Source organism: Sorangium sp. So ce834 (assembly GCF_051521425.1).
Classification (GTDB): Bacteria; Myxococcota_A; Polyangia; order Polyangiales; family Polyangiaceae; genus Sorangium; species Sorangium cellulosum_D.
In genome coordinates, this window is the sequence record NZ_CP150351.1 from 1,091,935 (window position 1) to 1,115,188 (window position 23,254).

Below are 23,254 nucleotides of genomic sequence, written 5' to 3' on the forward strand. Positions count from 1 at the left end.
GGGGCGGCCGCGCGCGCGGCGCCGACCGAGCCCACCCCCGCCCGGCGAGCTTTACTCCGCGACGTTCGGTTCGCTACTCTCCGCCATCGTCATGCGTTGCGCACAGATGAGACCCCCTTCGGAGGCGACGCGAGCGAGATGACGGTTCAGGTACCCGAAGGGCACGTGGAGAGCATGACGGCCCTGATCGCGCGGCTCCGCGCGGAACAAGGCGACCAACCGGAGCGACAGCTCCAGGCGCTCTTGCTGCACGAGCTCGGCGCGCTCGAGGAGGCGCTCGGCGAAGAGCCGACGGCCGCGCGCGACTACCTCGCCGCGTTCAACGCCGATCCCCAGTTCCGCGAGCCGCTCGAGGCGCTGGTCCGCATCCTCACGCGCCGCAAGTCGATCAAGAACCTCGGCAAGCTGCTCGACGCGCTCACGCGCGCCGCGGCCACGCCCGAGGAGCGGGCGCGCGCGTTCTGGGAGCGCGCGGCGTACCTCCAGGACCACGAGCAGAACCTCGCGGCGTCCAAGGAGGCGCTCGAGGAGGCGGCGCTCAGCAACCCGGAGGACGCGACGCCGTGGCTCGAGCTCGAGCTCATCGCGGCCAAGGAGGGGGACCTCGCCGGCCGCATGCGCGCGATCGAGGCCCGCGCCGAGCTCGCGACCGACGCGACGTGGAAGGGGCTGCTCTTCATCGAGCTCGCCGACCTCGCCGCCGCGACCGAGAACGTGGAGCGCGCCTACGAGCTGCTCGACGCGGCCGCCGCCCTGGAGGGGCGGGCGCGCTTCCGGTCGCAGCTCGCGCTCGAGGCGATCGCGCGGCGCGAGGAGGACCTCGGCGCGCTCGCGCGCGCCCTCGAGGGCCAGGCGGAGCTCATCGCCGACGCGCTCGACGACGAGGCGAGCGGCGAGGCCAACGGCGTCCCGCGGTACATGCGCAAGCCGGAGTACGCGGCCGACGCGTGGCTCCGCGCCGCCGAGCTGACGCAGCGCACGGGCACGGGCGGCTTCGCGTCGCTCCTCGAGCGGGCCGCGGAGCGGCTGCCCGGGTCGGCGCTGCTCGGGCGGGCGCGCATCGCCGCCCTCGAGGCCGCCGGCGAGGCCGAGGCCGCCGCCGGCCTGGCCAAGCAGGAGATCGCGCGCGGCGCGAGCGGGCCCGGCGCCGCGGCGCTGTGGCTCCGCATCGCCGAGGCCGCGGCGCTGGCGAGCGACCGCGAGGCCGCCCTCGCGGCGCTCCGGAGCGCGCTCACGGCCGACCCGCAGTGCATCCCGGCGCGCGCGCTGGAGATCGATCTGCTCGGCGACGGGCAGGACCCGTCCGCGTTCGCGGCCTCGCTCGAGGCGATGGCGGCGTCGTACGGCAGCGACGAGGCGAGGGGGCGCGCGCTGCTCCTCGCGGCCTACGTCTGGGCGGTGCGGACGGACGACGTCGGCGCCGCGAAGGACGCCCTGTCGCAGGCCGGCATGGCCGGCGTGCACCCGGGCGTGCTCGCGCGCTTCGGGCGGTCGTTCGCGGCGCTCCGCGGCGACGCGGCCTGGTACGAGGAGTCGACGAAGCGGCTGCTCTCGACCGGCGTCGACCCGGCCGAGAAGGCGAGCCTGTGGTTCGAGATCGGCAGGAGCCGCCTGCTCCGGGGCGACGCGGACGGCGCCGAGGGCGCCTTCGCCGAGCTCGCCGCCGCCGGCGCGGACGACGGCGGCGCCGCGCCGAACGCGTGGCTCGGGCGGGCGCTCGGCGCCCTCGCGGTCGATCTCGTCCGCAGCCGGCGCGAGCGCGGCGACGAGCCCGGCGCCCCCGGCCCGCGGCGCTCGCCGACGGTGATCGAGGCGCTCGCGGAGGTCGAGGGCCCGGAGACCGCGCGCGGGCTGTGGCTCGTCGCGGCCCTGCGCAGCGCGCGCAGCGGCGAGCTCGATCGCGCGCGGAGCCGGCTCCGCGCGCTCTTCGAGCAGTCCGCGGACGACGAGGTCGTCGCCGTGTTCCTGGCCGAGCTGGAGCGGCGCGCCGGGAGCCCCGCCTCCGCGGCCGCGACGCTCTCGACCTGCGCCGCGGCGATCGACGACGCCGATCTGTCGGCGGCGCTGCACATCGAGGCGGCCATCCTGCTCTGGCGCGCCGGCGAGCGCGGGCGCGCCGTCGAGGAGCTCGAGGCGGCGCGGGGCAAGGCGCCGCGGGCGGGCGCGACGGCGCTCACCTGGGCGCTCCGCGGCCACGAGGCGAGCGATCTCCTCAGCCGGCGCCGCGCCCTCGAGGTGGCGGGCGAGGCGGGCGAGGACCCGGCGGCGCTCGCGCTGTCGCGGTTCGGCCTCGAGATCGGCGCGGCCGAGGGCGGCGACGCCGACGAGGCGCTCGCGACGCTCGAGGCGCTCGAGGCGCAGGCGAGCGACGACCTCGCCCTGGCCGCCGCGCTCGGGCGGCTGCTCTGGCAGCCGGCGCTCGAGCAGCGGAGCGCCGTCGAGCGCGCGCTCGACTACATCGAGGAGCGGGGCGACGGCGCGACGTCCATCGCGCACGCCGAGCGCTTCCGCCTCGCGCGCACGCTCGACCACGACCGCGCGCGCACCGCGGCGCGCGCGGCGGCGTGGGCCGCGGCCGACCCGAGCCCGCACGCCGAGCTCGAGTGGCTCGGCGCGGCGCTCGGCGCCGAGGACCGCGAGGCCGAGGTCGCCGCCCGGAGCGCCCTCGCGCGCCACATGGAGGGCGAGGCCCGCGCGGCGATGGAGGCCTCGGCCGCGCTCGTCGGCGCGCTCGACCAGCCGAACCTGCCGCGCCCGTTCCTGTCGGGCGAGCACGCGCCCGCGCAGCTCGCCAACCTGGAGCTCGCGCTCCCGGGCTGCGATCCGCGGCGCCGCGCCGCCGCGCTGCACGGGCTCGGCGACGCGCTCGGGGAGGACGCGCAGCTCACCGCGCTCTCCCTCGCGGGCTGGTCGGACTTCGCGGCCGGCGATCACGAGCGCGCGCTCGCCGCGTTCCGCGCGGTGGTCGAGCGGAGGCCCGACGACGTCGCCGCGTGGGAGGGCGTCCGCGCCACGTCCGAGGCGCTGCGCGACCCGGTGTCGACGGCGCTCGCCTCGGCCCAGCTCGGCGCGCTCTGCAAGGACGACGCGCGCGGCGCGGGGTTCTGGGAGAGCGCGGGGCTCCTGCTCCTCCAGCACACCGAGGCGCACGATGACGCCGAGATCGCCTTCGACCGCGCCTTCGCGCGCGACCCGCGGCGCGGCGTCGCCTTCGACCGGCTGTTCCGCCGGGTCCGCGCGCGCAACGAGGACGATCGGCTGCTCGACATCATCGAGCGGCGGCTCGGCGTGGCCGACAACGACCTCGAGATCTGCAAGCTGTTCTGGGAGCGCGCGCGCGTGCTCCGCAAGAAGGGCAAGCTCGACGAGGCGCTCGCCGCGCTCGAGAACGTGACGCTGCTCGAGCCGGATCACATCGGCGCGCTCGCGCTCTCGGCCGACATCTCGAAGGCGCAGGGCGACCTCGGTCAGGCGGCGGCGTTCTACGCCGAGCTCTCGCGGGTCGCGAAGGCGCCCGGGGAGCAGCGCCTCATGTCGGGCATCACGGCGGTCGACGCCTACGAGAAGCTCGGCGAGCACGACAAGGCGCTCGAGGTGCTGGTCGGCCTGCACCGCGCCGGGCTGTCGACGCTCCCGGTCCGCGAGCGCCTCGTGCGGGTCGCCGCCCGGGTCGGCGCCTGGGAGGAGGCCACGCGCCTGCTCGAGGAGCTCATGGTCGAGCGCGACGCGCCCGAGGGGCGCATCGAGGCGGCGCGGCTCGCGATGGCCATCTACCGGGACCAGCTCCGCGCGCCCCGCCGCGCGGAGCGGGCGGCGGCGAAGCTCCTCGAGGAGGCCCCGGACGACGGGGAGGCGATCGATCTCGTCCTCACGACGGACTACGACCCGGCGTTCCGCACCCGCGTGCTCGGCCGCGCCAAGGCGACGCTGATCCAGGCGCTCGCGTCGGACCCGATCGACGCGGACCGGGTCGCGCTCCTCGCGAAGATCGCCGGCGCCGGGCAGGACGCGCCGCTCCGGCAGGCCACGCTCGGCGCGCTGGTCGCGCTCGGCCGGATCGACGACGGCATCTCCGCGGAGCTCAGGAAGATCGACGCCCGCGTCCCGGCGCGGCCGCAGATCGCCCTCGACGCCAAGGCCATGGCCGACATCGCCGATCCGCTCGACAGCGGGCCGGTCGGCGAGCTGTTCGCGAAGATGGCCGAGACCATCTCCATGGCGCTCGGCCCCTCGCTCGTGTCGCTCGGCGTCGGCAAGAAGGACCGCATCGAGGCGCGCGGCGGCCACCCGCTGCGCGTCGCGGTCGCCGAGTGGATGGGCGCGCTCAGCTTCGAGACAGACTTCGAGCTCTACGTCGGCGGCCCGAGCCCGCGCGGCGCGACGGGCGTCTACGGCCAGCTGCCGGCGCTCGTGCTCGGCCCCGAGATCACGACGCCGCTCGACGCCGCCTCGCGCTCGGCGATCGCGCGAGAGGCGTTCGCCCTGCGCCGGGGCATCACCTCGCTCCGGACCCGGGACGACAACACCGTCGCCTCGCTCGTCGCGGCGGCGTGCATCGAGGCGGGCTTCGCGGTCCCCCAGCCGCCCTACGCCGTCTTCGGCGAGGTCTCGCGCGCCATCCACAAGGAGATGTCGCGCGCGACCCGGAAGGCCATCGCCGAGGTGTGCCAGCGCATCGTCTCGAGCCAGCAGGACCCGCACCGCTGGGCGCAGGCCGCCCGCAGGAGCATCGATCGCATGGCCGTCATCGCCGCCGGCGACGTCTCGCTGGTCCTCTCGGACATCCTCAACACCCCGCGCGAGCAGCTCGGCGGCGTCGTCGCCGAGAGCGACCGGGCGCGCCAGCTGGTCGCGTTCGTCCTGTCGCAGAGCTACCTCGAGCTCCGAAAGAAGCTCGGGATGGGGGTCCGGTGAGCAAGAATCCGCAATCCAAGAGCTCCTCTGGCAACGGCGGCGAGGAGGGCACCCCGTCGCAGGAGAAGATCACCGTCCCGCCGCCGGCGATGTACGGCGCGGCGGTCTCGGAGGGCGACGTCGAGGAGGCCACGCTCCTCGCGAAGATCCCCGACGAGCTCATCAAGTCGATCCGCGCCGAGGAGGGCGAGCGCGTCGGCGAGGGCGGCCTGAAGCAGCTGTTCTCGCGCGAGCCGGTGCCCGTGCCCGCGCGGCCGGCGCAGAGCGCCGGGGAGAGCGACGCGCTCCTCGACATGCTCTTCGAGGACCAGCGCGCCGACGACGCCGACGACGGGGTCGTCACCTCGGCGCCCGCGCTGCCCGGCGCGCGCCGGGGCGCCTCGCCCCCCATCCCGCCGCCGCGGCCCCCGTCGCTGCCCCGCCCCGCGGCCCCGCCGCGCTCGGGCAGGCCGAGCGACGTGAAGCCGCCCGCCGCCGATCTCGCGCCGGGCGATCGGACGCCGAAGTTCCCGGCGCCGTCCGCGTCCTCGAGGCCCGGGCCGCCGCGCCCGCAGCCCGCCGCCGCGGCGCCGCCCCCGCTGCCGCCGCAGCCGCAGCCCAGGCGCCCGGAGCCGGTGCAGGACGAGGACACCGCCGAGCCGGGCGACCGCGCCACGCCCATCCCCGACGGCGGCGACTCCCCGTTCGAGTTCGCGCCGCTCAGCCTCGTGAACAGCAGCCGGCGCGCCGCGGCGCCGGACTTCGACGACGAGGACACGACCGGCTTCGACGACGAGGAGACGAAGGCGCTCGACGAGCCCGGGCCCACGACCCGCCCGTACGCCGGCGAGCCGTCCGCCCCGGTGAGCCGCTGGGACCAGGCCGCGATCGAGAGCGATCCCGGCGAGCTCGTGGACGAGTCCAGCCTGCTCGACGGGCAGGCCGACGAGGACGATCTCGCCCAGACGCGCGTCGCGAGCCGGAGGCCGGAGGTCGGCTCGGCGTTCGGTCGGCCGCGCTCGTCCGCGCCCGCCCGCGCGCCCGAGAGCCTCCCGCCGCTGCCGTCGATCCCGCCGCCCGCGTCCGTGTTCGACGCCGAGCAGGACGCGAGTGCGATCCTCGTCCAGTCGCAGCAGCGCGACGTCTGGGCGGCGCGCGCCGCCTGGCTCCGCGCCGAGGCCGAGCTCATCGAGGATCCGACGTCCCGGGCGCGCGCGCTGCTCCCCGTCGCCGAGCTCTACGTGATGGCCGGGGAGGACGCGACCGCCCGCGCCATCGCCGCCGAGGCGCGCGATCTCGCCCCGAGCCTGATCTTCGCCCACCGGCAGCTCCGCGGGCTCCTGATGCGCGAGGGGGACCTGCCCGCCGCCCTCGACGCGCTGGAGGCCGAGACCCGCATCCTCGGGACGCCGGCCGCGCGCTGCCACAACCTGGCGCTCGGCGCCGAGCTCTCCCGCGTCTCGCTCGCCGATCCCGACGGCGCGCACAAGCGCCTGGAGCTCGCGGCCCGGATGCACCCCGCCGATCCGCGCCCGCACGTCCAGCGCTTCTGCGAGGCGCTCGCGGCGCCGGACTCGGACGCCCAGGCCTCCGCCGCGATCGCGAAGTTCCGCCTCCCCGACGCGCCCGAGCTCGCGCCGCTCGCCGCGGCGTGCGCGCAGGTCGCCGCGCACCGCGGCGCGCTGCGGCCGGCGCGCGGCCGCGCCGCCCCCGCCACGCCGTACGAGGCGCTGCTCCGCGCCCGCGCCCACCTCCGCGCCGGCGACCTCTCCGAGGGCCTCGCGAGCCTCGAGCCCCTGCGCGGCACCTCGCTCGCGCCCGGCGTCGCGTGGCTCACCGCCGCGCTCAGCGCCGCGCGCAAGGAGACCCGCCCGGCGGCGCTCGGCGCGCTCCGCGCCGTCGCCGCCGGCTCGCACGCCGGCCAGGCGCGGCGCGCCCTCGCCGCGCAGGCGATCGAGCTCGGCGACGCCGCCGCCGCGCGCGAGGCGACGCTCGACGACGGCGACGCGTTCTCGCCGGCCGACCGCATCGTCCTGTCGGCGCTCGCCGGCGGCTCCGCGGGCGAGATCGAGCCGTGGCTCGACGCCCTCGCCGACGATCCGGACTTCGCGCCGCTCTGCGCCGCGGCGAGCGCCGCCCTGAGCGACGCCGGCGGCGCGGCGGCCGAGGCGCCCGCGCCGCGGGGCGTGCGCGCCCTCGGCGGCCCGAGCGCCCGCGCCGCCGCGGTCCTCGGCCGCGCGCTCTCCCGCGAGGCCGTCCCGGCCGAGGGCGGCATCGACGCGAGCGACGCCTTCTCCCGCGCCGTCGTCACCTACGGCGACACCGCGCCCGAGAGCCCGCTCTTCCGGGCCCTCTCGCTCGAGCTCGATCTCGACGGCGACCGCGGCGCCCGCGTCGCCAGGGCCGTGGCGGCGCTCCGCGAGGTCGCGTCCGAGCGCGACAGCGCGCTCGCCGCCGCCGTGATCGCGGAGATCGCGGGGGATCAGCGGGCGGCCATGAGCGACCTCGATCGCGCCCGCGCCGCCGATCCGCAGCACGAGGGCGCCGCGCGCGCCCGCGCCGCGCAGGAGAGCGGCGTCGGCGCGGCCCGCATCCTCGCGGAGCACGCGCTCACGCTCGAGGAGGGGCCGCGCGCCGCGGTGCTCGTCACCGAGGCGGCGATCCGCCTGCTCGACGCCGGCGACAACGAGGAGGGCGAGCGCCTGCTCTCGCGCGCCGCGCAGATCGATCCGAAGCTCCCCGTCGCGCTCCACCTCGGCGAGCGGAGCGCGCGCGCCCGCGTGGACCGCGACGGCCTCCTCGAGTGGCTCCGGACCCGCCGCGAGAGCGCGACCGACCCGCTGGAGCGCGCCCACGACCTCGTCCGCGAGGCGCTCCTCGTCGCCGAGGCCGACCCCGCGTCGGCCGCGTCGCTCCTCGAGACGGCGCACCGCTCGCGCCCGCAGGACATCGGCCTGCGCGAGCTCTTCGAGCGGCTCGCGCCCGAGCCCCCGGCCGATCGCGCCGCCTGGCGCGCCGAGCGCGCCACCGAGCTGATGCGCGCCCTCCACCCGGGCGGCGACGGCCCGGCCGAGGGCGACGACCGCGCCGCCACGGGCGTCGAGGCCGCGCGCCTCGCCCTCGAGGCCGCCCTCGAGCACGAGCGCGCCGGCGATCTCGGGCAGGCCGCCGCGTCGGCCCGCCAGGCGATCGCCGCGGGCGACGACGCGCTCGCGCCGATCGCCCTCTACCGCGCGGCCGTCGCCGGCCACGGCGCCGGCGAGCTCGTCGACGCCCTGATCCCGCGCGCCCGCGAGGCGGCGGACGCGGCGGAGCGCCTCGAGATCTACGAGCGCCTCGCCGAGCTCGACGAGCTCGGGCGCAAGGATCCCGGCAACGCCCTGCTCTGGCGCCGCTCCATCCTGGAGGAGACGCCGCACCACCTGCCGACGCTCCGCCGGGTCGCCTCCTACCTCATCGGCGAGGGGCGCGACGAGGAGCTCGAGCCCATCGCGCTCGAGATCGCGCGCGTCCTCGACGGCCCCGAGGCGATCGCGCACGCGCTCCTGTCGGCGCGGCTGCGCCTGCGCGTGCTCCCGTGGGAGGAGACGCTCGAGCCGGTCCAGATCGCGTACAGGAACGAGCCCCGGGGCATCTGGGCGCTGCGCCAGATGGCCGCGCACGCCCGCGCGAAGGCGGATCACGCCCTCGCGATCGAGGCGGATCGCCAGCTCATCGAGCGCACCGATCGCCCGTCCGAGGCCGCCGCCCTCTCGGTGCGGGCCGCCAAGGACGCCCTCCTCGCCGGCTCGATCGAGGACGCCGTCGCCTTCTTCCGGCACGCCATCACGCTCGTCCCGCACTACCTCGTCGCGCACCTCGATCTCGCCGACGCGCTCGAGCGCGGCGGCGACGCGGCCGCCGCCGCGGCCGCGCTCGAGTCCGCGGCGGGCGCCAGCGTCGGCTCCGAGGGGCGCGCGCACTCGCTCTACGCCGCGGCGGTGCTCTGGCAGGACAAGGTCCAGAACGCCGCGCGGGCCCGCGACGTCCTCGAGGCGGTCGCCACGGTCGACCCGTCGTACGCCGACGTCTTCTCGCGGCTCAAGGCGATCTACGTCGCCGAGGGCGCGCGCGCCGAGCTGGCGGCCCTCCTCGAGCGCCGCCTCGACGCGGTGACGGATCCGGCGGAGCGGGTCGAGATGGAGGTCCTCCGCGGCCGCGCGCTCGCCGACGTCGGCGACGCGGCGGCGGCGAAGCGGGCGCTCGCCGCCGCGCTCGACGCGAACCCCGACCACGTCGAGGCCCTGTCCGCGTTCGCGGACGTCTGCGCCGGCGAGGGCGACTGGGCCGGCGCCGAGCAGGCCTGGATCCGGCTCGCGCGCCTCGTGCCCGATCCCGACAAGCAGGTCGCGATTTACCTCCGCCTCGGCGAGCTCTACGACGAGCACCTCCCGAACGCGGAGCGCGCCGAGCTCGCCTACCAGGAGATCTTGAAGCGCGCGCCGGGCGACGTGAGCGCGCGCGAGCGCCTCGTCGCGCTCTACAAGCGCGCCGGCGACGGCGCCCGCGCGCTCGAGCAGCAGAACGTCCTCATCAACGCCGCGGAGGCGCCCGAGCAGAAGTGCCGCCGCACGGCGGAGCTCGCCGAGATCTACGAGTCGATGGGGGACATGAAGAAGGCCGAGGCCACGCTGCTCACGGCCCGCAAGACGTGGCCCAAGGACGACTTCGCGCTCGGCGCGCTGGCCCGCTACTACCAGCGCACCGAGCAGGCCTCCGCGGCGGGTGTCCTGCTCGATCGCGCCCTCGCCGACGCCCGCCGCGCGCTGAGCACCGGCCGCTTCGAGCCGTACCTGTTCTCGACGGTCGCCACGGTCGCGGAGCTCCGCGGCCGCGCCGGCGCCTCGCGGATCGCGCGCGCGACGGTCGCCGCGCTCGACGGCCGCGACGCGGCGATGGGCGGCGCCGGCAACGCCGCGGGCGCGGCCCGCCTCGACGTCCACCTCGCGCCGGAGCTCATGACCGCGGCGTTCCGCGAGCTCCTGCTCAAGACCGGCCCGCTGCTCGACGCCGCGGTGCCGTTCGATCTCGACTCGATCCGCGCGACCCCGCTGCCGCCCCAGCACGCCGACATCACCGACCTCGCCCGCGGCGTCGGGGCGGCGTACGGCCTGCCCAACCTGCAGGTCTACGTGACGGCCGCGCTCGGCGCCGTCTGCGTCCCGGCCGCCTCGAGCCCGCCGAAGATCGTCCTCGGGCAGGCCCTGGTCGCCTCGCCGCGCGAGGACGTCCGGCTCTTCCTCATCCACCGCGCCGTCAAGATCCTCCAGACCAACGCCTCGGCCTTCTCGCGGACGGCGCCGATCGACCTCTGGCCGCTGCTCGCGGCGTACCTGAAGGCGCTCACGCCCTCGTGGACGCCGCAGGGCGCCGACGCCGGTCGCCTGCGCGAGTACCAGGGCCGGATCGAACGGGTGATGACGGGCGGCGTGGATCCGAAGCTCAGCGTGCTCGCCGCCGACGTCATCGGCTCGATCGGCAACCGGGCGTCGACGCTGAACACGGCGATCAACGGCTGGGGGAACCGGGCTGCGTTCCTCGCGGTGGGCGATCTCAACATTGCCCTCACGGGCATCGCCTGGTCGGGCGGCCACACGAACGCGCCGCCCGCCGGGGGCAAGGACCGCGTCACCTGGATCGGGCGCAACGCCGAGGCGCGCGACCTCATCGTCTTCGCCGTGGGCGACGGCCTGGCCGAGGCGCGGGAGCAGCTCGGGTTCACCGAGTGAGCGCGCGGGCGCCCGCGCGCTCGTCGTCGCGCGCCGCCGCGCTATGTTGAGCGCGCGCCGTCGCGCGCGCTTCGCCGTCGCGGAGGCTCGCGCGGTCGCGTATGCTCCGCTGCCCGCCAGCGAGCGTGCCGCCTCTCCTCGCCGGCATCGGCCGCACGTCCCTCACGATCCATGACCACGACCCTCAAGGCGAAGCGCCGCGTCTCTTACGACTGCTCGAAGTGCCCGGCCTACTGCTGCTCCATCTACGAGCGGGTCGAGGTGACGCCGCGCGACCTGCGTCGGCTCGCCCGCCACTTCGGCCTCACGGTCGAGGCCGCCGAGGAGCGCTTCACGAAGCGCTACAACGGCGAGCGCATCCTCCGGCGGCAGTCGGATCCGGTGCTCGGCCGTGTCTGCCGCTTCCTCGATCTCACGACGCGCGGCTGCACCATCTACGAGGCTCGGCCGGAGGTCTGCCGCGACTACCCCGGCCGGCCGCGGTGCGGGTACTACGACGTGCTCCAGTTCGAGCGGGAGACGCAGGACGATCCCAACGTGATGCCGCTCGTGCAGATCACGTTCCGGTCCAGGACGCCTGCGGGCTAGCTCCGCGGATCGCTGGGCTCACGTCGTCTCGTTGAGCTCGTCCGCGTCGGCCTGCGCCTCGACGGCCCTTCTCTTCTCGTGCAGCCACTCCTCCGGCCGGTCGGCGGGGTAGACCCGCAGCGATCCGTCGGCCGGCCCGAGCAGGTCCCCCGCGCGCGCCGCGCCGGTGATGCGCTGCGCCGCCATGAGCCCCGACATCGCGGCGCCGGCCACCCCGTGGCTCAGCGTGCTCGCGCCGCACTGGTACAGCCCCGGGATCCTCGTCTTGACGGAGAACGACAGCGGGCCGAGCTGCCACGGCGTCTTGGCGGTGCCGTAGGCGGCGCCGCGGTGCGAGGCGCAGTAGAAATCGTTGGTCAGCGGCGTCGCCACCGAGCGAAACACGAGCGCGCGGGAGATGCCGGGAATGACGTTCTCCGCGGCGGCGATCATCTGATCTCCGAGCGACTCCTTGAGCTTGTCGTACTCGGCCCCTCGCTCGCCCGTGCGGGTCTTCTCCCAGCGCGCGAAGGGGCCGTGGGGCACGAACGTGAACATCTCGATCGTGTGGTGATTGCCCCGCGTCGGGTGGCCCGGGTCCTTCAGCGTCGTGATGGTCAGGAACAGCCCGTCCACCGCGCCGCGCGGCAGCTGGCGCTCCGCGCGCTCGTAGATGCGGCCCACGTCGCTCCCGCGGTACCACCAGTAATTGCCTGAGTCGTAGCCCATCGACCGCAGATCCATGTCCACGGCGCAGAACACGCTGAGCAGGCTCACGGAATACTCCATCCGCTCGACCTTGCGGCGCTCGCGGGCGGTCAGCTCGGGCGGGAGCAGCTCGCCGTAGGTGATCGCCGGGTCCGCGTTCGAGACGACGCTCGCCGAGCGCAAAATCTCGCCCCCTTCCAGCTCGACGCCGGCCGCCCGCCCGCGCTCGACGACGATCCGCCTCACCCGCGCGCGCATCCGCACCTGCCCCCCGAGCCGGCGCAGCGCCCGGATCATCGCGAGCGGGAGGCGCCTGGCCCCGCCGCGCGGGTAATACCCGCCCTCGAGGTAATGGCAAATGATGCTCGCGTGGATCGGCAGCGCGACGCGCGACGGCGAGAGGCCGTGATCTCCCCCCTGCGCGGCGAGGAACGCGCGCAGCAGCGGGTCCCGGATCGTCGCGTCCAGCAGATCCTCCTGGGTGCGGAGGCCCCAGCGCACGAGGTTCGGTGCCTTGAACGGCAAGAGCAGCACCTTCGGGAACTCGAGCATCTCGTCGACGCGGCCGAGATCGTCGCTCAGCCCGCGGAGGACGCGGAAGTACCGCGCGATCCCCGCCGCCTCGTGCGGGAAGCGCGCCGTCAGCCGGGCGACGAGCCGCTCGAAGCCCTTGGGCACGTCGAACCGCGCTTCGCCGACGATCAGGTGATCGAGCCCGTCCGGGTTGAGCTCGCAGAACTCGAGATCCTCCGAGAGGCCGAGCCCCTCGTAGAGCCGCCGCACGGCGCCTCCCGGGCCGAGCTCGCCGATGTAGTGGACTCCCGGGCTGAACAGATAACCGTCCAGCGAGAAGCTGTGGGTCCACCCGCCGGGGAGGTAGTGCTGCTCGACGACGATCACCTTCTGTCCCGCGCGCGCGAGCGCGAGCGCGGCCGTGAGCCCGCCGGCGCCTGATCCGATCACGACGGTATCCGCGTCTCTCATGCGTCCCCCCTCGGACTCCGATGCTCCGGGGAGGAGCCTGGCTGCGCGCTTTTGCCGCTCTTCTTATTTGCCGCCGCCCGGCTTGCCGCCGTCCCGCCCGCCGTCCGGCTTGCCGCCGTCCGGCGGCGCTCCGGCGTCGGGCGGCGCCCTGTCCGCCTTCTCCAGGTTCATGAGCGCCAGCGGACAGACGACCGGCACGGCGCGGCTCGGGGTCTGCGCCGACTCGCGCATGCACGTCTTGCCGGTCAGGCGAACGCGCTCGCCCACCTCCAGGTCGGGCGGGCACACGACCGTCTGGGACGCGGAGACGAGGTCCCCGTCGATCCAGAAGAGCTCGCAGCCGTCGTCCGTCCGCCGCAGGTGGTAGTACCGCGTCGGGCGCCGCGGCGCCGGCGTGCCCTCGGCCGCCAGCGCCGCCCCGCCGTCGAGCGCCGGCGCTCCCGCGCCCTCCCGCCCGGCGTCTCCCTGGCACGCCGCGACCCCGGCGAGGAGCGCGGGCACGACCCGGGCGACGAACCCGGTCCCTCGGCGCGGCGACGTCGGCGACGGCATCGGGGCGCCTTCCGGGCCGGGCGCGATCACCGGCTCGGGAAGAACAGGATGGACATCTTGGTCAGGAAAAAGTCGGCGATCAGGATGGAGATCGACGTCACCACCACGGTGCGCGTGGTCGCGTGGCCGACGCCCTCCGTTCCGCCGCGCGTGATCAGCCCGAAGTGACATCCGACGAGCGCGATGATCGCCCCGAAGAAGGGCGTCTTGTACATCCCGCTGAAGTAATCCATGAACGTCACCGAGCTCAGCGCCGTCCGCAGGAAGAAGCCGGCCGGGATGCCGAACTCGGTCGCGCAGATCAGCATCGCGCCGCTGAAGCCCAGCACCAGCGCGAACGCGCCGAGCACCGGCATCACCACGATGCTCGCGAGCAGCCGGGGCAGGACGAGCTTCTTCACCGGGTTGGCGCCGAGGGCGCGGATCGCGTCGATCTGCTCGGTGACGGCCATCGACCCGACCTCCGCCGCGATGCCGGCGCCGATGCGGCCGCCCACGATGACCGCCGTCAGCGTCGGCGCGAGCTCGCGCGAGAACGACAGGCCGATGATGCGGCCCGTGTACTCCATGCCCCCGAACTTCTGCAGGCCGATGGCGAACTGCACCGCCATGACCATCCCGACGAACAGCGCCGTCACGGACGCGATCGCGGCCGAGCGCACGCCGAGCGCCTCCATCTGGTAGAGGGTCGAGCGCAGCTCGAGCGGCCGATCGAAGATCGCCTTGATCGCCCCCCACGTCATCCGCCCGAACTGCCCGAGGTGCTCGACGAACCCGACGGCCGTGTCGTTGATCCTCGCGACCAGCGGGGGGAGCGGCGGCGGGGCGATGCTGGCCGGCCCCCGGCTCCCGGGGGCCAGGCTGCTCGGCGGCAGGCTGCTCGGGCCCGCGCTGGCCGGGGCCGGGCTGCTCGCGGAGGGCGGCGCCGCCTCCGGGGGCCGTTTGCGCTCAGTCGTCATCGGCCGGCAGGGTCGAGAAGCCGCGGACCATCCGCGTGAACGCCGGCTCGCCGGCGGCGTAGCGGGCGGGATCGGCGATGAGGAGCATGTCGTACACGCAGCCGTTCTTCTTCAGCACCCAGACGTCGAACACCTTCGGCACCCCGTCGAGCTTCGCCGAGAGGACCGTGTGCATCGCCTCGCGGCCGTCGAACGGGACGACCTCTTGCTTCAGCACCTCGCGCTCCGTGAAATGCAGGAAGAGGTGGTTGGTCAGCGAGACGAGCGGGACGTCGTCCTCGTTCCGGCAGCGTCCGTTCAGGGCGATGGTCGATCCGTTCGCCTCGTCGCGGAACGCCACGGCGGCGTCCGACACCGAGAGCGGCTTCCAGCCCGCCGGCGCCGGGGGCACGCGGAACGCGACCTCGGAGCCGCGGTAGACCGTTCCGTCGAACGACGGGCCACCGCAGCCGGCGAGCGCGACCGCGAGCGCCAGCAGCCTGGCCCGGGGGTTCGCTGCCTCTGCCGCAGAACCGCCGGCGGTGGGGCGCCTTCGAAGGGGTCGTCGCATCGCTGCGGCCGGGACGCTATCACGCTTTTGCATCCTGGGCGAACCACGAGCGCCGCGATCGCGCCGCGCCGCTACCAGCCCCAGGGGTCGCGCCGCCGCGGCGTGTCCCACGGCGCGGGGCGGCGGGCTGCCGGGCGCCGGGGCGCCGCGCGCCAGTGCTGCCAGCGCTCGTGCTCGCGCCGGGCGCGCCCCACCATGAAGAGGCGGACGAGGAAGAGCCCGGCGACGAACCCCCCGAGGTGCGCGAAGAACGCGACGCCGCCGCTGCGCATGCCGATGGCGCCGAGCCCGTTCAGCAGGTTCACCACGAAGTACTCGAGGATGACCAGCCACGCCGGGAGCTCCAGGAACAGGCCGAAGATGAACCACAGGAGAAAGATCGGGTTCAGCACCGTGACCGGCGAGCGCGGGTAGAGCGACGCGTACGCGGCCAGCACGCCCGAGATGGCGCCCGAGGCGCCCACCATGGGGATCATCGAGCCGGGATCGATCAGGATCTGGGCGCCCGCGGCGGCGATCCCGGACAGCACATAGAACGCCGCGTAGCGGAGGCTGCCCAGCGCATCCTCGACGTTGTCGCCGAAGATCCAGAGGAACAGCATGTTCCCGCCGAGGTGGGCCCACCCCGTCGGATCGTGCATGAACATGCTGGTGAAGACCGTCCACCAGGCGTCGGTCGGCTCGTGCAGCAGCTGCACCGGGACGAGGCCCCACAAGGAGAGCAGCCGGTCGGGCGGGAACCCGGCCGCGATCATCGACCGCATCCAGAAGAAGCCGAGGACGTTGGCCGCGATCAGCAGGTAGTTGACGATCGGCACCTTGCGGGTGGGCAGTTGGTCTCGGAGGGGCAGCATCGCGATTTACTTAAGCACGCGGACCGGTGACAGCATCCGCCGGCCTTGATAGACCCGGGGGCCATGCCCGAGGTGCGGCTCCGCGACACGATGGCCGAGGCGCCCGCCCCGCTCGGCTCGCCGCTGCGTGGCGAGGTCCGCCACGCGCGCTCCCCGGCCGCGGCCGTCCTCAGCACCAGTGGACGAAAACGGCAGGCAGATCTAGGTTTCCGCCCGATGAGGGCCCCTCGCGGCCCGCATCGCCTGCATCTCCTGCAGCCCAGAATGACGACGGACGACCATGGCTCGTGATCTCTACTCCGTGCTCGGCGTCTCGCGCGATGCGGACGAGGACTCCATCAAGAAGGCGTTCCGCAAGCTCGCGATGAAGTACCACCCGGACAAGAGCCCGGGGAAGGCCAACGAGCAGAGGTTCAAGGAGATCAACCAGGCGCACGAGGTGCTGAGCGACAAGGCGAAGCGCGCGCTCTACGACGAGTTCGGCGAGGAGAGCCTGTCGCAGAACTTCGACGCCGAGCGCGCCCGCGCCTACCGTCGCTACGCGAACGCTCGGGCCGCGGGCGGGGGCCGCGGCGTGCCCGGCAACTTCGACGTCCAGGAGATCTTCGGCAACGCCGGCGGCGGCGCCGGCGATCTCAGCGACATCCTCGGCGATCTCTTCGGCCGCGGCCGCGGCGGCGCGGGCCGGCGCGGGCCGCCCGCGCGCAGCCGCGGCAGCGACGTCGAGCAGAACCTCACCATCGACTTCGTCTCGGCGGTGCGGGGCACGACGCTCCAGCTCCAGCGCGAAGGCGAGCCCGAGCCGGTGACCGTGCGCGTCCCGCCCGGGGCCGCCGAGGGGAGCCGCCTGCGCATTCGCGGCCAGGGCGGCCCGGGCATGGGCGGCGGCGAGCCGGGCGATCTGCTGCTCAACATCCACGTCACGCCGCACCCGTTCTTCAAGCGCGAGGGCGACGATCTCCACCTCGACGTGCCCGTCACCCTGGGCGAGGCCTACCGGGGCGAGAAGATCCGCATCCCCACGCCCGACGGCGAGGTGACGCTCAAGATCCCGGCGCGCACCCAGACCGGCCAGGTGATCCGGCTGCGCGGCAAGGGCATCGCCCGCAAGGGCAAGGAGCCGGGGGATCTCTACGTGAAGTTCGTGGTGCACGTCCCGACCGTCGACGACCCCGAGGTGGCGAAGGCGATCGAGCTGCTCGACGGCAAGGTGGAGGCGCCTCGCGGCGATCTCCGGTTCTGAGCGCGGCGCTCCGCCTCCGCGCGCGCGTCGCCCCGCGCGGGCGCGGCTCCCAGGTCGACCTCCCATGAAGCAGCCGCTCGCGATCGATCCCCGGCCCCTCCTCGCGGCCGCCGTCGCGCTCGCCGCGTGCGCGGCGCCGCCGCGCCCGGCGCCGCGCGCCGCCGGCCTCCCTGCGCCCGCCGCCGTCCAGCCTGCGCGCCCCCCGCGGCCCGCGGGCGCGCCGGCGTCCGCCGTCGCCTCCACCGCCGATCCGCGCGCGCCGTCCGCGCCGCCCGCGTCCGCGGCGGTCCCGCCCGCCGCGCCGAGCGCCGCCGACGCGGCCTCGCCCGCCACGTCCGGCGAGGGCGGCGCCCCCGGCGCGGCCGCGCCGCAGGGGCCCTCGATCGCGATCGAGCCGCCCTACAAGCTCGGCCAGCACCCGGTGCCCCGCGGCCAGGCCGAGGCGGCGGAGCGGGATCGCTGGAACGCCGGGGGCAGGGGAGAGCCCCCCGCGCCGCCGCCGCCGGCCGAGGGGCACCCGCTGCCGCGGATCATCGTGGACATCGACACGGTGAAGGGGCCGCTCAAGGCGCGCGAGGTCGAGCGCATCGCCCGGCGTCACCTCTGGATCCACGTGTACTCGTGCTACCGGCTGCGCGCCTACAGGGACCCGTCGCTGCACGGCAAGACCACCGTGCGGCTCACGGTGAGCCGCGCCGGCAAGGTGACGGGCGCGCGCGCGACCTCGTCCACCCTCTCCGCGCCGGACGTCGTCTCGTGCCTCGCCGAGCGCGCGCGGTCGCTCCCGCTGCCCAGGGCCAAGGCCGGCTCGACCGTCGTGGCCACGCTGCAGGTCTACCCGGGCGACGATCCGGTCGAGCCCCCGCCGTCCGTCCTCGCTCCCGGCCCGGGCGAGCTCCGGCCCGACGCGATCGAGGCCGCGGTGGCCGAGGCCATGCCCGCGTTCCGGAGCTGCTACGAGGCGGCCCTCGCCGGCGCGCCGGCGCTCTGGGGCCGCCTCGCCGTCCGCTTTCACGTGACCGGCAGCGGCGCCGTCGACGAGGCCTTCGAGGTCGAGTCGCGCTTCCCGGACGAACGGCTCGCCCGCTGCGTGCTCCGGCGCGCGCGCGCGCTCACGTTCCCGGCGCCGGAGGGAGGCGACCTGCGCTTCGTCGTGCCGCTCCGCTTTTCGCCCGACCCGCAGAGCCCCTGACGGCCGCGCCCGACGTGGGCGGCCCTCCCCGTGCGCTCCCCCCGTGCGAACGCTCACAGCGCATCCACGGTCGAGGCGATTTCTCAAGCGATCCGCGCCGCTACAAATTGCGCCCCGGGGTCGATGTGCAACTTTACCGTGGGGGAGGAGGCTCAGGTATATGGACTTCACACCGGGCACCATCGTCGGGGGGAAATATCTGCTTGAGAGGCAGCTCGTGCGCCCTGGCGCGCGGCTGGCGCGCGACCGAGGCTCGGTCTGGGTCGCGCGCGAGCTGCAGCTCGGCGGGCGCGTCGCCCTGAAGCTCTTCCTCCCCGACGCTGGCGCGACGGGGGAGCACCTCCGGATCGATCGTTGTGTCCGTGCTGCCGTCGGGCTCTCGTCGCGGCACGTGGTGCGCGTGCACGACCACGGCGCCGAGGGCGACGTGGTCTACCTGGCCATGGACCTGCTCTCCGGCGAGGATCTCGCGGCGCGCCTGCTCCGGCGCAGCCGCCTCTCGCTGCAGGAGGCGGCGCGCCTCGCCGCGCAGGCCGGCGAGGCCCTCCGGTGCGCCCACGCGGCGGACCTCCTCCACCAGGGCCTCCGGCCGGAGAGCTTCTTCCTCGCGCTGGACGGCGGCGAGGAGGTCGTGAAGGTGCTCGATCTCGGGCTCCCGCGGCCGGTCGCGCCGCGGCTCCTGGGCGAGGTCGCGGCCGAGGTGAGCGCGAGCTCGCTCCACTACCTCAGCCCCGAGCAGATCCGGTCGGAACGCACCCTCGATGCGCAGACCGATCTCTGGTCGCTGGCTGCGGTCCTGTTCCGCGCGGTGACCGGCCAGCTCCCTTTTCCCGGCGACATCGCCAGCGTCGTGGCCTCGAAGATCCTGCTCGCGCCGCCGCCAGCGGCGACGCAGCTCGTGCCGAGCCTGCCTGCTGCGCTGGACGGCTTCTTCGAGAAGGCGTTCGCGCGCGATCTGGCGCGGCGCTTTCGATCGATCGAGGAGATGGTGGACGCGCTCGTCGGCATCGCGGATCTCGCGCCGCCTCCCTCGTCCGGCGTGCTGCGTCCGCCCCCGCCGGCGCGCGTCCCCCCCTGGGTGGCCTCGGCGCGGCCGCTGGCCGCGCTGTCCGCGGAGGTGGCGTCCGACGTTGCTGCGCGGGCGGATCCTGGCCCCGAGCCGCCGAGCGCGGACCAGCGGGCGGCCCCGGACACGCTGCTCAGCGCGGAGAGCGCCGACGTCCTGCGCGGGCTCGACGGCCCGCATGCGCGCGGCGCGTGGATCCTCTCGGCGGGCCTCGTGGCGCTGCTCGGCGCGGTGGCGCTCGCGACGAGCGCTCGGCTGGATCGCCCCGCGCCGGCGATGGCGGTCGGCGGCGCCAGGGCGGCGGTGCTCTCGGCCTCCCTCGCCGTCCACCGCGCCGCGCCGCTGCCCGCCGCGCCCGAGGCGGCCTCCTCCGCGTTCTTCCGCCGAGCCCCTCACGCCTCTCCCCAGCGCAGCGCCCACGCCGCCACGGCCGCGCCGCCGCACGCCGCGCCGCCGCGCCCGGCGCGGCCTGGCTCCTCGGCAGGGTCCGCTCCCGCGCGCGTGCGCCACGGCTTCGCGCCGGACTGAGCGGGCGCGGCGCGCGCGCTGGCCCGAGGGCGGCGCTGGCCCTGGTGGAGCGCGCTAGCCGCCCCGGGACGCGTCGTCCCCGGCGGCATCCTTCTCGGCGGCCGCCCTCTCGGCGGCGGCCCTCTTTGCCCTGTCGAGGTCGTGCGCCTTGCGCGCCTCCTGCGCCGCGCGGATCGCCGACAGCGGGCCGCGCGCGTCGCGGTGCGTCCGCTCGGCTTCCGCGCGGGGCTCGCTTCCGTTCCCGATGCGCGCGCCGGTCATCACCTCGAAGTACCCGGACGCGCTCCAGACGGCGCCGAGCGTGTGCGCGATCTCGGAGCCCTCCGGCCCGAAGTAGCCCACCGCGCCGCCGTAGACCCAACGCGGGCCGGCCTCCAGGCTGCGGCTGATGGCGCTCGCGCGCGCTGCCGGCTGGCCGACGGCGCTGCCGCCCGCGAGGGCGGCGCGCAGCGCCTCGACCAACGACGCGTCCCCGGGGCGCGGCTCGGCCGACGGATCGCGCTCGGCGCGCACGAGCGTCTCGCCCGACGCCCCCGCGATGGTGAGCCCCGGCGCGAACGGCGACTCGGCGAAGTCGAGGAAATAGAGGTGCGTCGACGGCGCGAGCATCCGCAGCGCGCGGTACACATCGAACGGATCCGCGCCCCGGAGCGGCGCCCGGAACCTGCGGGCGAGCACCACCTCCGTCGCCTCGCCGGCCGCGATCCGCGCGCGCGCGGCCGCCACCTTCGCCGCGTAGTCCTCGTCGGTCACCGGCGTCTCGAGGTGCTCCGGCAGCGCCTCTGGATCGAGCGCGGGCAGGCCCGGCTGCTCCGGCCCGTGCGTCATCTCCCAGGCGCAGCGGTTCACCGCGCCCTGCGAGCGGCCGGCGATGGTCATCGTCTGCGCCGCGCTGTCGAACACGACCACGGTCGCGTCCTTCAGCATGCGCCCGAGGTACATCTCCTCGGGCCACGGCTCGATGCCCATGAGCTGGTGCACCGTATCGTGCGAGAGGAAGCCGACCCACGACTGGCAGACGCGGGCCGCCAGGTCGCGCGAGCCCGGCGCCGCCGGCGGCGCGAGCCCCTCGGCCAGCGTCTCGAACGGGTCGAACCCGCTCGGGAGGAGGGTCTCGGCGCGCGCCCGGTACCCCAGGATCGCGTAGCGGCCCCAGCGCTCGCCGGAGACGGCGGACTCGAACATGAACGACGATCGGCCCGGCGCGTGGGCGCGGAGCGCGGCGTAGGCGCGGACCGGCGTGATGTGATCGGCCGGGAGGGTGCGGGTCACGACGGAGCTCATCGCCGCCGAGCCTACACGACGTTGCGCCGTCCGGCGAAGGAGGCCAAGGTTGCCAGGGAACACCGTGCGAAGCGCGATCGTCCTCTCGTCGGTCCTCTGCCTGGCCGCCTGCGGCGGCGCCCAGCCCGCCTCGTCCGACGCGCGCACCACCGTCGTCTCGCTGCGGAACATCGACTGCGAGGCGTGCGGCGCCGAGCTCGTCGCGGATCTCCGCGAGCGCCCCGGCGTCTACGCGGCCACGTTCGACAAGCGCCGCGCCGAGATCGCCGTCACCGCGTCGAGCTCGTTCGACGTCGCGGGCGCCGTGAAGCAGCTCGCCGCCGACGAGGGGTTCGAGGCGGTGCTCGGCGGCGGCAAGGGGCAGTACCTCGGCTGGGCGACCTTCCCCGAGGGGGCGGACGCTCGGACGATCTCCGAGGGCGGCGCGGACATCCCCGATCTCGGCGCCCACGTCGTCCCGGGCAAGGTCACGGTCATCGATTTCGCGGCGAGCTGGTGCTTGCCGTGCCGCAAGCTGGACGCGCACATGGCCAAGGTGCTCGAGGCTCGCCGGGACGTCGCCTACCGCAAGCTCGACATCGTCGACTGGGGCACCCCGCTCGCCCAGCGCTACCTGAAGCACGTCTCGAAGCTGCCTTACGTGATCGTCTACGACGCGACCGGCGCGCATCTGGACGCGTTCGCGGGCCTCGAGCTCGGCAAGCTCGACGCGGCGATCGAGCGCGGCGCGCGGCCCTGAGCCGGCGCCCGCCCGGTCGCTCGCGCGCGCGGCGTCGCGGCGCGCGGGCGTCCGCCGCGGATCAGTAGTGGCCGAAGAGGTCCTGGATGCGCGACTCGAGGGCGACCGCGATCTTGTAGAGCGACGAGATGGACGCCGACGACTCGGCGCGCTCGATCTGCGAGAGCAGCGACACGCTGAGCCCCGTGCGGCGCGCCATCTGCTTGAGCGTCAGGTCCTTGTCCTTGCGTAGGTTCCTGATCGTGTCGCCGATGACGCGGTGGAGCTGCTCCTCGGGCGTCCGCGCGAGGCCCTTCTTGCGCATGACGCGGGCGAGCACCTCGCGGAACTCGTCGACGTTGAACGGCTTCTTGATGTAGTCGACCGCGTCGAGCTTCATGGACGCGACGGCGCTCTCGAGGTTGGGGAAGCCGGTGAAGATGACGACGGCGATGTCGTTGTCGACCTTGCGGATGCGCTTGAGCACCTCGATGCCGTCGAGCTTCGGCATCATGAGGTCGAGGATGATGAGGTGGTAGCCGCCCGCGCGGACCTCCTCTTCCACGGTCGTGGGATCGCCCAGCGTCTTGACCTGATAGCCGTCGCGCTCGAGCAGCGTCTGCATGTAGTCACAGATCGCCCGGTCGTCGTCGACGATCAGAATGCGCACAGCGGGAAGCTCAATTGCCACCTGTTCCTCCTCTCACGTACCCGTAGGACCGCCGAAGCCGGTCGCCTTTGTCTCACGGTCGACCGAAGCCGGTCGCTCGTGTGTCACGCACCCGCACGACCGCCGAAACCGGTCGTCCTGGTCTGTTCTGGAAGGGGCCGCACCGGCGGTCCCCTGCCCAACGCTGCGCGAGCAGGGGGCGAGGCCCTGACCGGCGCCACAGGCCCCTCGCGCTTTGCTTCCTCTCGGCATCATCGGGATTCCAGTGACACTTTAACACGGTCTGAGCAAGGCGGAGACGGGAGTTTTTTCTTGCGCTCCTCCGATTCTTGGCTTCGTGAAACGTCCGGGGCGCCGGGTAAGGCGCGAAACAGGTGTGTTTCTGGACACTTTCCGCCGTTCGTCCGTGCTGCGGCGGGCCGGCTTTTCTGGGGGGTGCGGGTTGGGGTGGGGGGCCGCTGGTTCATTTCGTCTTGACAAGCGGCTCACTCTTGGCGATGTTGCGCGCCCGCTGTTCAGCGGGCGTTGCTCTTGCGGCAGCGTACGGGGCGTAGCGCAGCCTGGTAGCGCACTCGGTTCGGGACCGAGGAGTCGGAGGTTCAAATCCTCTCGCCCCGACCCTTTTCTTCGACATACGGACGGGTCGATCGCAGCGAGGGCGTCCGTCGCCCTCGCTGGTATCCCTGCCGTCGGCGAGCGACGCTCGATGGCGCCTCGC

14 protein-coding genes and 1 tRNA gene are annotated in these 23,254 nt (G+C 75.0%); 8 read left to right on the plus strand and 7 right to left on the minus strand.

Annotated elements, in window-relative coordinates; genetic code table 11:
* Nucleotides 1–138 precede the first annotated feature (138 nt).
* From WMF20_RS04075 to WMF20_RS04085, 3 genes are all read left to right on the plus strand, one after another.
* Nucleotides 139–4,914: a hypothetical protein gene (locus tag WMF20_RS04075; protein WP_437610857.1), complete on the plus strand. Its 4,776-nt coding sequence runs from the start codon at nt 139–141 to the stop codon at nt 4,912–4,914.
* Entirely contained in the window at nt 4,911–10,661 is a 5,751-nt protein-coding gene (locus WMF20_RS04080; RefSeq protein ID WP_437610859.1) for a hypothetical protein, read from the plus strand. The genes WMF20_RS04075 and WMF20_RS04080 overlap by 4 nt, the downstream gene beginning before the upstream one ends.
* 171 nt (nt 10,662–10,832) lie before the next feature.
* Nucleotides 10,833–11,249 (plus strand): YkgJ family cysteine cluster protein, encoded by a 417-nt coding sequence (locus tag WMF20_RS04085; RefSeq protein ID WP_129573091.1) that lies wholly within the window; start codon nt 10,833–10,835, stop codon nt 11,247–11,249.
* 18 nt (nt 11,250–11,267) lie between these two features.
* Here WMF20_RS04085 and WMF20_RS04090 read toward each other — a convergent pair whose 3' ends face one another.
* The 5 genes from WMF20_RS04090 to WMF20_RS04110 form a co-directional block, all read right to left on the minus strand.
* On the minus strand, nt 11,268–12,920 hold the full coding sequence (locus tag WMF20_RS04090) for a phytoene desaturase family protein (RefSeq protein WP_129573092.1): 1,653 nt from the start codon (nt 12,918–12,920) through the stop codon (nt 11,268–11,270).
* A 63-nt stretch (nt 12,921–12,983) separates the two neighbouring features.
* Nucleotides 12,984–13,472, minus strand: coding sequence for a hypothetical protein (locus WMF20_RS04095; protein ID WP_437610861.1), 489 nt, complete (start codon nt 13,470–13,472; stop codon nt 12,984–12,986).
* A gap of 26 nt (nt 13,473–13,498) precedes the next feature.
* Nucleotides 13,499–14,431: an MlaE family ABC transporter permease gene (locus WMF20_RS04100; protein ID WP_129573094.1), complete on the minus strand. Its 933-nt coding sequence runs from the start codon at nt 14,429–14,431 to the stop codon at nt 13,499–13,501.
* Nucleotides 14,421–14,981: a hypothetical protein gene (locus tag WMF20_RS04105; protein ID WP_437610863.1), complete on the minus strand. Its 561-nt coding sequence runs from the start codon at nt 14,979–14,981 to the stop codon at nt 14,421–14,423. Before WMF20_RS04105 ends, WMF20_RS04100 begins: the two co-directional genes overlap by 11 nt.
* Before the next feature lie 71 nt (nt 14,982–15,052).
* The gene (locus WMF20_RS04110; protein ID WP_437610865.1) at nt 15,053–15,835 is read right to left on the minus strand and encodes a rhomboid family intramembrane serine protease; all 783 of its coding nucleotides are present in this window, start codon (nt 15,833–15,835) and stop codon (nt 15,053–15,055) included.
* A 280-nt stretch (nt 15,836–16,115) separates the two neighbouring features.
* Here WMF20_RS04110 and WMF20_RS04115 point away from each other — a divergent pair, with 280 nt between their 5' ends.
* The 3 genes from WMF20_RS04115 (at nt 16,116) to WMF20_RS04125 (ending at nt 19,864) form a co-directional block, all read left to right on the plus strand.
* Nucleotides 16,116–17,078: a DnaJ C-terminal domain-containing protein gene (locus tag WMF20_RS04115; RefSeq protein WP_129573097.1), complete on the plus strand. Its 963-nt coding sequence runs from the start codon at nt 16,116–16,118 to the stop codon at nt 17,076–17,078.
* Between the two features lie 64 nt (nt 17,079–17,142).
* The gene (locus tag WMF20_RS04120; protein ID WP_437610867.1) at nt 17,143–18,270 is read left to right on the plus strand and encodes an AgmX/PglI C-terminal domain-containing protein; all 1,128 of its coding nucleotides are present in this window, start codon (nt 17,143–17,145) and stop codon (nt 18,268–18,270) included.
* Nucleotides 18,271–18,430: 160 nt separating this feature from the next.
* Entirely contained in the window at nt 18,431–19,864 is a 1,434-nt protein-coding gene (locus WMF20_RS04125) for a serine/threonine-protein kinase (protein WP_437610869.1), read from the plus strand.
* A 54-nt stretch (nt 19,865–19,918) separates the two neighbouring features.
* Here the strand turns inward: WMF20_RS04125 and WMF20_RS04130 are convergent, their stop codons facing one another.
* Nucleotides 19,919–21,148 carry a chorismate-binding protein gene (locus WMF20_RS04130; RefSeq protein ID WP_437610871.1) on the minus strand — a complete coding sequence of 410 codons (1,230 nt, stop codon included), beginning with the start codon at nt 21,146–21,148 and terminating at the stop codon, nt 19,919–19,921.
* 64 nt (nt 21,149–21,212) lie between these two features.
* Here WMF20_RS04130 and WMF20_RS04135 point away from each other — a divergent pair, with 64 nt between their 5' ends.
* Entirely contained in the window at nt 21,213–21,887 is a 675-nt protein-coding gene (locus tag WMF20_RS04135) for a TlpA family protein disulfide reductase (protein WP_437610873.1), read from the plus strand.
* 61 nt (nt 21,888–21,948) lie between these two features.
* On the opposite strand, the gene WMF20_RS04140 is transcribed toward WMF20_RS04135, so the two are convergent.
* Nucleotides 21,949–22,557, minus strand: a complete 609-nt coding sequence (locus WMF20_RS04140) for a response regulator (protein ID WP_020732843.1) — start codon at nt 22,555–22,557, stop codon at nt 21,949–21,951.
* A gap of 523 nt (nt 22,558–23,080) precedes the next feature.
* Here WMF20_RS04140 and WMF20_RS04145 point away from each other — a divergent pair.
* Nucleotides 23,081–23,154, plus strand: a tRNA-Pro gene (locus WMF20_RS04145).
* Nucleotides 23,155–23,254: the final 100 nt, after the last annotated feature.